We start from the raw sequence: 12,142 nt of genomic DNA, 5'->3' as shown, positions 1-12,142 counted from the left end.
CGGCCTCCGCGGCATCAGGGTGTTTCCTAGTCGACGGGCGTCGTCGGCACGGGGGCTGCCTCCGGCACCGGTACGGCCGCCGGAGCCGCCGCACGCCGCTTGCCGCGCATCCGCGAGACGGCCACGCCACCCAGGCACAGCGCTCCGCCGAAGAGCGTCATCAGCCCGGGGACCTCGCCGAGGGCGATCCACGAGATGAGCACGACCAGCGCCGGAACGGCGTACGTCGTCGCCCCCATCTTCCCCGCGGTCGTCCGGGCCAGCGCGTACGCCCAGGTGCTGAAGGCGACGGCCGTCGGGAAGATGCCCAGGTAGAGCATGTTCAGCGTGGCCGAGAGCGGCGCCTTGGACACCTGGGACACCAACTGCCCCGAGAACGGCAGGCACATGATGGCACCGACGATGCAGCCGAAGGTCGTCACCTGCAACGGCGACGCGTGCTTCAGCGCGGGCTTCTGGCTGACCACGCCCCCGCCGTAGGCGACGGCGGCGAGGAGGCACAGGAGCACGCCGACGAGCGAGGACGCGCCGCCGTCCGACTGGGAGATGCCCACGACGACCGCACCCGCGAAGGAGACCGCCATGCCCGCGAGCAGCATGGGCGGGAAGCCCTCCTTGAGCAGCCAGCCGCCGAGCAGCGCGATCACCATGGGGCCCACGTTGACGACCATGGCCGCGGTGCCCGCGTCCACCCCGTGCTCGCCCCAGTTGAGCGCGACCATGTAGACGCCGAACCACAGGATTCCGGAGCCCAGGATGCCCGGCCATGCCGCCCGGGGCGGGAACCCGCCGCGTCGTATTAAGAGGATGAGGCCCAGGGCGACCGAGCCCGCCAGCAGCCGTCCGAGCGCCAGCGCCCCGGGGCCGAACCAGTCCGCCGAACCACGGATGGAGACAAAGGCCGATGCCCACAACACCACGGTGACGGAGGCCGCGAGGAGGGCCCGCCTGTCGATCCCGGCTGTCGTATTCGATTGATCCATGCGCACCAACGTACCCAGTTGGCAGGTACAGGCATACCTGTCCGCGCAAAATTCGGAACCCATGGCTCCGGCGATCGCTTCCGGCCTAGTCCCTGGGCGGCGCACACCAGTTGGCGAGCGCCCACGGGCCTCTTCAAGACACTCTCGACCGCCTTCGATGCATGGTCAGGGCTGTCCGCCGCTTCGGTGATGACCGCCTTCCCCGGCCGGCCCGCGCACTCATCCGATTATTTCCGGTCCGGCCTCGTCATATGCCGTCTTGTGGTTGCCGTGGGCCGACCGGACGATCGGTCCTCGTCCTGGCGAACCCCTTTCGAGGAGGCGTTACGTGAACGACCGTCTGAGTCTCGGCCCCGATTCTGCACGGCAGTTGGCGACCACCACCAAGACCACCCCGCAGATGCGCGGCATCACGCCCCGGTACGTGCTGCGGGCACTGCCGTGGGTGGACGTCGACTCGGGCGTCTACCGGGTCAACCGGCGGCGGACGTTCATCCTGGGCGACGACCGCATCAGCACCTACCACGAGGACGGCGCCCACCACGTGATCGCCGAGGACCTGCGGGAGCTGCCGTTCCTGCGGGAGGCGGACGAGGCGCTGCTCACGGAGTTCGCCGGAGCGTTCACCCAGGTCGAGTTCCAGCCCGGCCAGGTGCTCGCCGACGAGGGCGGGGCCGCGGACCGGCTGTGGGTGCTGGCCGTCGGCCGGGCGGAGAAGCGGGCGACCGGCCGCTACGGCGAGGACGCCCTGCTCGACGTCCTCGGGGACGGCCAGTTCTTCTGCGCCGACTCCTGGGCCCGATGTCAGCCCTTGCCGTTCGCCGTCAAGGCGCTCACCTCCGGTATCGCTCTCACCGCGCCGCGCTCCGCCCTCGACGCCCTGGCCGAGCGCGACCCCGGCCTGCGGGCCGCGCTCGACGCGTACGCCGCGGGCGGGACGCCCACGCCCGGCTCCGAGGTGCCAGTCGACCTCTCCGGCGGGCACACCGGCGAGGTCGACCTGCCGGGCACCTACGTGGAGTACGAGGACGCGCCCCGCGAGTACCACATGAGCCTGGCCCAGACCGTGCTGCGCGTGCACACCCGCGTCTCGGACCTCTACAACGAGCCCATGGACCAGACCCGGGTCCAGGCGGGCCTGACCGTCCAGGCGCTGCGCGAGCGCCAGGAGTCGCTGATCCTCAACCACCCGGAGTTCGGGCTGTTCAACAACGTCGCGCCGGGGCAGCGCGTACAGACCCGGACCGGCGCGCCGACCCCCGACGACCTGGACGAGCTGCTCTCGCGGGTCTGGAAGCAGCCGGGCTACTTCCTCGCCCACCCCAAGGCCATCGCCGCGTTCGGGCGCGAGTGCACCCGCCGCGGGGTGCCGCCGGTCATCGACACCCGCTTCGGCAGCCCGCTGCTGACGTGGCGGGGCGTGCCGCTGCTGCCCTCCGACAAGGTCCGCTTCACCGGCGGCGGCCCGGCGGGCGCGGGCGTCACCGAGATCATGCTGATGCGCGTGGGCGAGGCCGAGCAGGGCGTGATCGGGCTGCGCCCGTCGGGCGTGCCGGACGAGGTCGAGCCGGGCCTGTCCATGCGCAACATGGGCACCGACCGCAAGGCCATCACCTCGTACCTGCTGACCGCGTACTTCAACGCGGCCGTGCTGGTCGAGGACGCCGTCGCCGTCCTGCAGAACGTCGAGGTGTCCAAGTTCCATGACTACGCCTGACGTCGGGGCGTACCGGGCCGCGTACGAGCCTTCGTCCGCGGCCCCGTACGAGCCTCCTTCCGCGCCCCCGGCGGCGTCCCCGCCGCGCAGGGCCGGCTTCGACCCCCAGGACGCCCGGCGCGACGTCCCGGTCCTGCACCGGACCGTGAACGGCCGGCCGCTGGTCTGGCTGGACAACGGGGCGACCACCCAGAAGCCCCGCCAGGTCGTCGAGGCCCTCGGCGCCTACTACAGCGCCGCCAACTCCAACATCCACCGCGGCGCGCACACCATGGCCCGCGAGGCCACGGAGGCCTACGAAGGGGGGCGGGCGGCGGTCGCCGGCTTCCTCGGCGCCGCGTCGCCCGAGAGCATCGTCTTCACCCGCGGCACCACCGAGGCGGTCAACCTCGTCGCCCAGACCTGGGGGCGGGCCAGCCTCGGGCCGGGCGACGAGATCCTCGTGCCCGTGCTGGAGCACCACTCCGACATCGTGCCCTGGCAGATGATCGCCAAGGAGAAGCGCGCCCGGGTCGTGCCCGTCCCGCTCACGGCGGACGGCGCCATCGACCAGGACGCCTTCGCCGACCTGCTCTCCTTCCGCACCCGGCTCGTCGCCGTCAGCCAGGCGTCGAACGTGCTGGGCACGGTGCCGCCGGTGCGCGAGATGACGGCGCTGGCCCACCGGTACGGGGCCAAGGTGCTGGTGGACGGGGCGCAGGCGGTGGCCCACTTCCCCGTGGACGTCGAGGAGTTGGGTGCCGACTTCTACGTCTTCTCCGGGCACAAGCTGTTCGGCCCGACCGGGATCGGCGCGCTCTACGGGAAGCCGGAGGTGCTCGCCGCCATGCCGCCGTGGCAGGGCGGCGGCAACATGATCGACCAGGTCGACTTCACCGGCAGCACCTTCGCGCCCGTGCCGCACTGCTTCGAGGCCGGCACCGGGCACATCGCCGGCGTCGTCGGCCTGCACGCGGCGATCGACTGGCTGACCTCCTTCGACCGGCAGGCCGTCGCCGCGTACGAGACGGCGCTGCTGGCCCACGCGGAGCAGGCGCTGGCCGCCGTGCCGGGACTGGAGATCCTCGGCTCGGCACCCGGGAAGATCGCCGTGCTCACCTTCACCCTCGCGGGCCGGGACCCGGCGGAGGTCGCCCGGTGGCTCGACGCGGAAGGCATCGCCATCCGCGCCGGACACCACTGCGCCCAGCCCTCCCTGCGGCACTACGGCGTCGAGAGCGCGGCCCGGGCCTCGCTCGCGCTCTACAACACCGCCGAGGAGGTGGACCGGCTGGCGTCGTCCCTGCTGCGCCTGGTGCAGTCCTCCTCCTGAGCCGCCCGGGGCCGGCGGGAGCGTGCGCCACGCACCCGCCGGTTCCGGGGAAGGCTGCCGTCCCGCCGGTACTGTGCGCATCGTCGAACCACGTCACAGCAGCGAGGAGCGGCCGGCCCATGCACAGCGAGAACGACGGCACGAGCGCCGGGCCGGGCCTGCGCTTCCACGTGCTCGGCCCGGTGCGGGCCGAGCGGGACGGGCAGCCGCTGCAGCTGGGCTCCCCGCAGCAGCGGGCGGCGCTCGCGATCCTGCTGCTGCGCGACGGGCGGCCGCTGTCCGTCTCCGAGTTCGTCGGCGCCCTGTGGGGCGACGCCCCGCCGCAGCGGGCGGTGACCACCCTGCGCTCGTACGTCTCCCGGCTGCGCGCCACCCTGGAACCCGACCGGCCGCCCCGGGGCCGCGCCCAGCTGCTGGTCTCGGCAGGCGGCGGCTTCGCGGTGCGCGCCGAGGACGGCGCACTGGACGCCGCCGTCTTCCAGGACCACCTGACGGCCGCCGCCTCCGCCCGGCGCGCCGGGGACACGACCGGTGCGCACGAGCGGCTGACCTGCGCCCTGCGGCTGTGGGAGGGCACCGCACTGGCCGGACTGCCCGGCCCGTACGCCGAACGGGAGCGGGCCCGCCTCGCCGAACTGCGCCTGGCCGCCCGCGAGGACCTGCTGGACTGCGCGCTCGCCCTGGGGCGGCACGAAGCGGTGGTCGCCGACCTGCGGGCGCTCGCCGCCGAGGACCCGCTGCGCGAGCGGCCGCGCGCCCTGCTCATGCTGGCCCTGCACCGGGCCGGCCGGCAGGCCGAGGCGCTCGCCGTCTACGCCGACGCCCGGCGGCTGCTGGCGGAGAAGCTCGGCGTCGAACCCGGGCCCGAGCTCGGCCGCCTCCACGAACGGGTGCTGGCGGGCGACCCGGCGCTCGCGGCCGCCCCCGTCGCCGTCGCCGTCGCGGCGCCGGCCGCGGCCGACTGCTTCCCGCCGGACGTGGCCGGCTTCACCGGCCGCGCGGAGACCGTCGCCCGCGTGCGCGAGGCCCTGGCCCCCGGCGGCGGGCGCGGCACCCCCCTCGCCGTCCTCACCGGCCCCGGCGGCGCAGGCAAGACCGCGCTGGCCGTGCACACGGCGTACGCGCTGCGGGGCGCCCTGCCCGACGGGCGGATCCATGTGGACCTGCGGGGCGAGGCCCTGGACGCACCGGGGCACCTGCTCCGCGAACTCGGCGTCACCGACGAGTCGATGCCGGAGGGCCCGGAGCGCCGCACGGCCCTGTACCGCTCCCTGACCACGGGCCGCCGGATGCTGATCCTCCTGGACGACGCCCGGGACGCCGACCAGATCCTGCGCCTGATGCCGGGCGGCTCGACGTGCGCGGTCCTGGCCACCGGCTGCCCGCAGGGCACACCACCGGGGGCCCAGGTGATCGAGGTGGGCCCCCTGCCGGAGGAGGAGGCCGAGGCACTGCTGAGGGCGGCGGGGGCCGGGGGCCGGGCGGGCCTCGGCGCGCCGGACCGGGAGGCCGGCAGCGAGGAGCGGCAGGCGCGTGCCGAAGTCCCGGGAGCCCAGGCCGAAGCGACACCCGGCGCCCGCGCGGGCCTCGGCGCGCCGGACCAGGGAGCCGGCAGCGAGGAGCGGCAAGCGCGTGCCGAAGTCCCGGGAGCCCAGGCCGAAGCGACACCCGGCGCCCGCGCGGGCCTCGGCGCGCCGGACCATGGAGCCGGCAGCGAAAGCCCGCAGGCGCACAGCCCGGACGCCGGCGGCGAACGGCCCGACCGACCCGGCCCGGCGCCCGCCGCCGCGCATGCCCTCGTCGCCGCCTGCGACGGTCTGCCCCTCGCGCTGCGCATCGCCCGCGCGCAGCTCGCCGCCGGGGCGTTCACCGATGCCGCCGGGCTCGCGAGCGCGCTGGAGGACGAGCGCAAACGGCTCGCGGAGCTCCGCGAGGGCGACGGGCTCGCCGTCGAGGCCGCCTGCCGCATCGCCTACGCCGCCCTCGGGCCGGACGCCGCACGGGCGTTCCGGCTCACGGCACTGCCCGACGTGCGCTCCTTCGACGCCGCCGTCGCGGCCGCGCTCCTGGAGACCGACGAGGCCACGGCCGAAGCCCTCGCCCGCGACCTCGTCGCGGCCGGGCTGGTCGAGACCGCCGGGCCGGGCCGCTACGGCCACCACGACCTGGTGAAACGATCCGCCCGCCAGCAGAGCGAACGCACCGACAGCCCCCCGGTCCGGGACGCCGCGCTGCTGCGGCTGCTCGACCACCACCTCGCCACGGCCGTCACCGCGCTGCTGCGCACCCGCCCCGACAGCCCGCTCCCCCGCCACCTGCACCATCGCCTGGCGACCACCGGGCGGCCGCTGCACGACGTCGCCGGCGCCCGCGCCTGGCTGCACGACACCCACCCCTACCTCCTCGCCACCGTGCGGCAGTTGCTCGCCCTCGACGTCCCCGGCGCGCTGCGGCCCGCGGCAGACCTGCTGACCATCTGGGCGCAGCTGACCTCCGGCACCGCCCGCCACCGCGACGTGGAGGAGCCCGCCGGGCAGGCGCTGGAGCGGGCCCGGCAAGCCGGGGACGACGCCGTCGCCGCCCGCCTCCTGCGGCTGCTCGGCGCGCCCCACCACGGCCCGGACACCTACGAACGCGCGGAGCGCGACCTGCGCGCGAGCCTGCGCATGGCCGAGGCGGCGGGCGACGGCCTCACCGTCACCCTCGCCTCGCACGAACTGGGCGTCGTCCTCACCTCGTTGGGCCGCCCCGAGGAGGCGCTGCCCCTGCTCGTACGGGCCGAGGAGCGCCTGCGCGCCGACGGCGCGGCGAGCTGTGCGATCGAGGCGCTCGCGGACACCGGCCGCGCCGCCATGGCCGCGGGCCGCACCGAGGAGGCGCTGAAGGCGGTGAACGAGGCAGTGGACCGGGCCCGGGAGCCGGGCCACGCCCCGGCCCTGGCGCACGCCCTCCACCAGGCCGGCTGGGTCTACCTGCGGACCAACCGCCCGGCCGTCGCCGTCGAACGCTTCCGCGAGGCCCTGGAGTTGGCGACCGGCGGGCCGGTGCCCGACCCGCGCCGCGAGGCGCTGCTGTGGGCGCGGCTGGCCCACTGCCGGCTGGCCCAGCGCCAGCACCGGGAGGCCCTGACCGCCGCGGACCGGGCACTGGAGATCGAGGGGCGGCTGGGGGACGCGTACTGCCGCGGGCTCGCACTGGCCGCCCGCGGCCGTGCGCTGCCCGCGCTGGGCGAGCCGCGGCCGGGTCTGGGCTGCCTGCGGGAGGCCTACGAGGTGCTGGAGAGCCGGGGCGCGGCGGAAGCGGCGGAGGTGCAGGCGCAGTTGGAGGCGGAGTTCCCGGGCGCCGGACCGGCGTCCTAGGGCGTGTCCGGTGGGTCAGTGCGGGCCCCGCGGCGTCTGGCGCTGGGGGCACCTCCCAGCGGTAGCTGGGGGAGCATCGCGAGGCGGAGCATGACCCGCGTACTGGGCGTACTCGGGTCGTGCGACAACGCAGCGAGGTGCCGTGCTGGGGGCACCTCCCAGCGGTAGCTGGGGGAGTCGCGGGGCCTGTGCCGACCCATCGGACACGCCCTAGGCCGGGACGCCGCCCAGGGCGGCGGGGAAGCCGTCCAGCCAGGTGAAGGCGGGCTCCACGCCCGCGATGCGGATCACCTTCGCCACCGTGGCGCCGCCGCGCACGACCCGCAGCCGCCCGCCGCCGCGCACCACCCGGTCGCGCGCCCGCAGCAGCAGCCGCACGCCGCTCGCGTCGATGAACGTCACGTGCCGCAGGTCGATCACGAGCACCTCCCGGGACCGCCCGGCCAGTGCCTCCAGCAAGGGGGCCAGCCGCTGCTCGGCCAGGATGTCGATTTCTCCGGTCAGTTCGACGACGACCGCTCCCCGCACCACGCGCTCCCGCAGGCTGAAGGCGGGCTCGTAGACCCCCATGGCCAACCTCACCGCCTTCTCTCGCCGGGCACACCGTGTGCCTTTCTGGTGCCCCGGCGACGGCCGGCTCTCACCTTCCGGGCCGGGGGAAGCGGCATCGGGGGAGGGCGCCGCTTCCCCCGGCGAGGACACGGCCCGGCAAGTCCGGCCTGCGGACGGGGGATGCGCGGCCGGACCCCACAGTGCGGGGCCGTGTCTCGGCCCGGCGGATCGCTGCCAGGTCCGCGGGCCCGCAACCATCCTCCGCCCCCGCCGCGGGCCCGCCGGGCGGGCGAAGGGCCCCGTCTGCAGGGGCTTATGGCCTTGAATACGGCGCGAGGACGTGCGGTCCGCCACCCGGCCCCCGCTCCGCGGCGACGTCAACGCGCCACGCCCATGGGATTCGGCCATACGTCCATTCGCACGGTTGCACGGATAGACTCTCGCGACCGCACACGGGACGGCAGGGGAGGCAGTGGGTCATGGTGCAAACGAAGAAGGTCGTGCTCTGGGGCCTCGGCATCTTCGTGGCGTACACGATCATCCACTCCCCCGCCCGGTCGGCCGAGCTCGTCCAGATAGGGTTCGAGGGGATCTCGGACGCCGCCAAGAGCATCGGCGAGTTCATGACCCATCTGATCAACTGAGCCGACCGTCCGCACCGACCAGCAGCGAAGGCAGCACCCATGATCCGCCACCTCGTCCTGTTCAAGCTCAACGAGGGCGTCGAGCGCGACGACCCGCGCGTGGTCGCCGGCGTGCAGGCGTTCGAGGAACTCGGCGGACAGATCCCGGAGCTGCGCTCGTGGGAGTGCGGCTGGAACGTCTCGGACCGGCCGATCGCGTACGACTACGCCATCAACTCCTCCGTCGAGGACACCGAGGCGCTCCAGCGCTACCTCGACCACCCGGCCCACCAAGCGGGCGTCGGCCAGTGGCGCGAATTCGCCACCTGGGTGATTGCCGACTATCCCTTCTGACCTCCTGCGTCGCGCCCCCGGCGCATGCGTCTCCCGGCCCCTCACCATCGTGGTGAGGGGCCGCTTTTCGTCGTCAACACGACGTTATGCGGTGCTTGCACACAGTGCACATGTCTTGTGATGCTATGACCGCTTTTGCAGGATGAGTTGAACCGTGAAGGGACCGTGAAGGGGTGGTGACCGTGCCGGCCCGTACAGCGCCCGAAGCCCCTCTCCGACGCGAAGAACCCGACGGAGAAGCGGATCGCACCGACGCCCCCGAGGACCCCCACCGCGGCGAGACCGACGTCCCCGCCGAGGCCCCCCGCACCCGGGAGAGCAGGGGCGCCGACGCGCGAGCCCTGACCCAGGTGCTCTTCAAGGAGTTCGCCGGCCTGGAGCCGGGCACGCCCGAGCACGCCCGCGTGCGCGCCGCCCTGATCGAAGCCAACCTTCCGCTCGTGCGGTACGCGGCGGCGCGCTTTCGCAGCCGCAACGAGCCCATGGAGGACGTGGTCCAGGTCGGCACCATCGGGCTGATCAACGCCATCGACCGGTTCGACCCCGCCCGCGGGGTGCAGTTCCCGACCTTCGCGATGCCGACCGTGGTCGGCGAGATCAAGCGGTACTTCCGCGACAACGTCCGCACCGTGCACGTCCCGCGCCGCCTCCACGAGCTGTGGGTGCAGGTCAACGGCGCCACCGAGGACCTGACGGTGCTGCACGGGCGGTCCCCGACGACCGCCGAGATCGCCGAGCGGCTCAAGATCGGCGAGGACGAGGTGCTGGCCTGCATCGAAGCGGGCCGCTCGTACCACGCGACCTCGCTGGAAGCCGCCCAGGAGGGCGACGGGCTGCCGGGACTGCTGGACCGGCTGGGCTACGAGGACCCGGCGCTGGCCGGGGTCGAGCACCGCGATCTCGTACGCCACCTGCTCGTACAGCTGCCGGAGCGCGAACAGCGCATCCTCCTACTGCGCTACTACAGCAATTTGACGCAGTCCCAGATCAGCGCGGAGCTGGGGGTGTCGCAGATGCATGTGTCCCGGCTACTCTCACGGAGCTTCGCCCGGCTGCGTTCCGCAAATCGAATCGACGCCTAACCCTCCCGGGTGACCCCGCCCCGAGGTCCCGGGGAAGATAAGTCGACTTGACGCTACAGCGCGTTGCCGACATGTGACATTCTGCAGGAACTGCGTTTGCCGCAGCGCAGCCTCCGGTATTCAGGTGGAGGCTGAACGCCCTCGGCCGTGCCCTCGGCCAGGGGGCCGCTGTGATCCCGTCCGCGACCTCAAGGGGGTGGCATGTCCGTAGACCTGGGCAGCGCGAAGGTGCTCGCCACTGACGCACCGCACGCCGTGCTCGACGACTGTGAGGCCATCGACACCCGCACCCTCTCCCGCTCCCTGTTCCTGCGGCTCGCCACGCTCGAGCGGGACAGCGCCGAGCGTACGTACGTCCGCGACACCCTCATCGAGCTCAACCTCCCCCTCGTGCGCTACGCGGCCGCGCGCTTCCGCAGCCGCAACGAGCCCATGGAGGACATCGTCCAGGTCGGCACGATCGGCCTGATCAAGGCGATCGACCGGTTCGACTGCGAACGGGGTGTCGAATTCCCGACGTTCGCGATGCCGACCGTCGTGGGCGAGATCAAGCGCTTCTTCCGCGACACCAGCTGGTCGGTGCGGGTCCCGCGGCGACTGCAGGAGCTGCGGCTGGCCCTCACCAAGGCCAGCGACGAGCTCGCACAGAAGCTCGACCGGTCGCCGACCGTCCCCGAGCTGGCCCTGTGCCTGGGCGTCTCCGAGGAGGACGTGGTCGACGGCCTGGCCGTGGGCAACGCCTACACGGCGTCCTCGCTGGACTCCCCCTCCCCCGAGGACGACGGCGGCGAGGGCTCCCTGGCCGACCGCCTGGGGTACGAGGACTCGGCGCTGGAGGGCGTGGAGTACCGCGAGTCGCTCAAGCCGCTGCTGGCCAAGCTGCCGCCGCGCGAGCGCCAGATCATCATGCTGCGGTTCTTCGCCAACATGACCCAGTCCCAGATCGGCGAGGAAGTCGGCATCTCCCAGATGCACGTCTCACGGCTGCTCACGCGGACGCTCTCGCAGCTGCGCGAAGGGCTCATCGCGGACTGAGGCGGACCGTCCCGGCCGCCGGGCCGACGACCGGGACCGCGTCGCACATATATACACCTGACGGAGCGTCAGCCACACTGGGCCGATGCGACGGAAGACGATCGCCTGCGCTTCGGCCGCCGCACTCGGCTCGCTCTGCCTGGGAGCCGCCCTGACGGGCTGCGGCGCCGGCCACCGCGAGGGCTATGTCGCGGCGGACGCCGCGGGGCCCGGCTCGTCCCGGGCGCCGTACGGGGCCGTGCCGCCGAAGGGCGGCGTGGTGCTCGTACCGCTGGATGCCGGCAGCAGCCGGCCGTCCTCGCGCGCACCGCAGCCGACGACGGCCCCGAAGACCCCCGCGCCCCGGCAGACCGCGGGCCGCGATCACGGCCCCACGGCTTCCCCTGGTGTCACCACGGCCCCACGGCCCGGCCCGGCCCCCGCCACGAGCGGCAGCCGGCCCCCGGCGCACGGAAGCGGCAGCGGCGCACCGCTGCCCTCCGCCCCGGCGCCGACCGCGCCCACCACGCCGCAGGGCACCCCCGGACCGGCGGTCCTGAGCGTCTTCGGACCGCGCCGCGCACCGGCGGATCAGCGCTGGTGCGAGCGGGTGGCACTCACCTTCGCCAACACCGGCGGCACCCCGGTCACCGGCGGCACCGTCACGCTCGGGACGCATGTCATCGGGGTGCTCGGCACCGACTGGGCGACCGTGCCCACCGCCTTCCCGCTGCCCGCGCCGATCGCGGCCGGGCAGGCCGTGGAAGAGGAGTGGACGGTGTGCGTGGAGGAATGGCGGGTGCTCCCCGGCATGCACATCGAGACGCGGGACGTCTCGGTGGAGCTGCCGGCGGGCACGCACGGCCAAGAAGCGATCAGCCCAGCGCCAGCCAGGCCACGCCCGCGACGACCGCGATCGCCACGATCACGCCAATGATCATTCCGGGCTTCGGGCCGGAGCCGCCGCGGGCGGCGGGCGCGGCGGGGGCGCGGCCGCCGGGGGCGGCCTCGTCGACGAAGGCGCGGAACATCTGAGTGCTGCCCGCCGGGTCGTAGTTGCCGTCAGGGCTCTGCTGATGAGGGTTGGCCATGGGCCAGGACCCTAGCGAAGCGGAATCGCGGCGGGGGCTCTGGGCTGCCGCTTTA

General features: G+C 74.1%; 11 protein-coding genes. 8 read left to right on the top strand and 3 right to left on the bottom strand.

The features are described 5' to 3' along the window. Positions 1–26 precede the first annotated feature (26 nt). Complete coding sequence (locus tag FHS39_RS16050; RefSeq protein ID WP_184350020.1) at positions 27–983, bottom strand: DMT family transporter; 957 nt, start codon at positions 981–983, stop codon at positions 27–29. Positions 984–1,311: 328 nt separating this feature from the next. Here FHS39_RS16050 and FHS39_RS16045 point away from each other — a divergent pair, with 328 nt between their 5' ends. The 3 genes from FHS39_RS16045 to FHS39_RS16035 all read left to right on the top strand — a co-directional run bounded on the left by FHS39_RS16045 (position 1,312) and on the right by FHS39_RS16035 (position 7,371). Beyond that, complete coding sequence (locus FHS39_RS16045) at positions 1,312–2,700, top strand: family 2B encapsulin nanocompartment shell protein (protein WP_184350019.1); 1,389 nt, start codon at positions 1,312–1,314, stop codon at positions 2,698–2,700. Next, positions 2,687–4,012 carry a cysteine desulfurase gene (locus FHS39_RS16040; RefSeq protein ID WP_184350018.1) on the top strand — a complete coding sequence of 442 codons (1,326 nt, stop codon included), beginning with the start codon at positions 2,687–2,689 and terminating at the stop codon, positions 4,010–4,012. Before FHS39_RS16045 ends, FHS39_RS16040 begins: the two co-directional genes overlap by 14 nt. A gap of 119 nt (positions 4,013–4,131) precedes the next feature. After that, positions 4,132–7,371 (top strand): AfsR/SARP family transcriptional regulator, encoded by a 3,240-nt coding sequence (locus tag FHS39_RS16035; RefSeq protein WP_184350017.1) that lies wholly within the window; start codon positions 4,132–4,134, stop codon positions 7,369–7,371. Between the two features lie 210 nt (positions 7,372–7,581). On the opposite strand, the gene FHS39_RS16030 is transcribed toward FHS39_RS16035, so the two are convergent. Continuing rightward, positions 7,582–7,941 (bottom strand): STAS domain-containing protein, encoded by a 360-nt coding sequence (locus FHS39_RS16030; RefSeq protein ID WP_184350016.1) that lies wholly within the window; start codon positions 7,939–7,941, stop codon positions 7,582–7,584. Positions 7,942–8,402: 461 nt separating this feature from the next. On the opposite strand from FHS39_RS16030, the gene FHS39_RS16025 reads away from it, so the two are divergent. The 5 genes from FHS39_RS16025 to FHS39_RS16005 all read left to right on the top strand — a co-directional run bounded on the left by FHS39_RS16025 (position 8,403) and on the right by FHS39_RS16005 (position 11,933). Next, the gene (locus FHS39_RS16025; protein WP_158705890.1) at positions 8,403–8,567 is read left to right on the top strand and encodes a hypothetical protein; all 165 of its coding nucleotides are present in this window, start codon (positions 8,403–8,405) and stop codon (positions 8,565–8,567) included. Positions 8,568–8,606: 39 nt separating this feature from the next. Then, positions 8,607–8,900 carry a Dabb family protein gene (locus FHS39_RS16020; protein ID WP_045933356.1) on the top strand — a complete coding sequence of 98 codons (294 nt, stop codon included), beginning with the start codon at positions 8,607–8,609 and terminating at the stop codon, positions 8,898–8,900. Positions 8,901–9,076: 176 nt separating this feature from the next. Continuing rightward, complete coding sequence (locus FHS39_RS16015) at positions 9,077–9,982, top strand: RNA polymerase sigma factor SigF (protein WP_425507789.1); 906 nt, start codon at positions 9,077–9,079, stop codon at positions 9,980–9,982. A 201-nt stretch (positions 9,983–10,183) separates the two neighbouring features. After that, positions 10,184–11,017 carry an RNA polymerase sigma factor SigF gene (locus FHS39_RS16010; RefSeq protein ID WP_184350014.1) on the top strand — a complete coding sequence of 278 codons (834 nt, stop codon included), beginning with the start codon at positions 10,184–10,186 and terminating at the stop codon, positions 11,015–11,017. A gap of 85 nt (positions 11,018–11,102) precedes the next feature. Continuing rightward, on the top strand, positions 11,103–11,933 hold the full coding sequence (locus tag FHS39_RS16005) for a hypothetical protein (RefSeq protein ID WP_184350013.1): 831 nt from the start codon (positions 11,103–11,105) through the stop codon (positions 11,931–11,933). Here FHS39_RS16005 and FHS39_RS16000 read toward each other — a convergent pair. After that, positions 11,872–12,087 carry a hypothetical protein gene (locus FHS39_RS16000; protein ID WP_184350012.1) on the bottom strand — a complete coding sequence of 72 codons (216 nt, stop codon included), beginning with the start codon at positions 12,085–12,087 and terminating at the stop codon, positions 11,872–11,874. The two genes, FHS39_RS16005 and FHS39_RS16000, sit on opposite strands and share 62 nt — an antisense overlap. Positions 12,088–12,142 lie beyond the last annotated feature (55 nt).

Origin of the sequence: Streptomyces olivoverticillatus, assembly GCF_014203555.1 — a bacterium.
Classification (GTDB): Bacteria; Actinomycetota; Actinomycetes; order Streptomycetales; family Streptomycetaceae; genus Streptomyces; species Streptomyces olivoverticillatus.
This window is presented reverse-complemented; position numbering and strand designations above follow the sequence as displayed.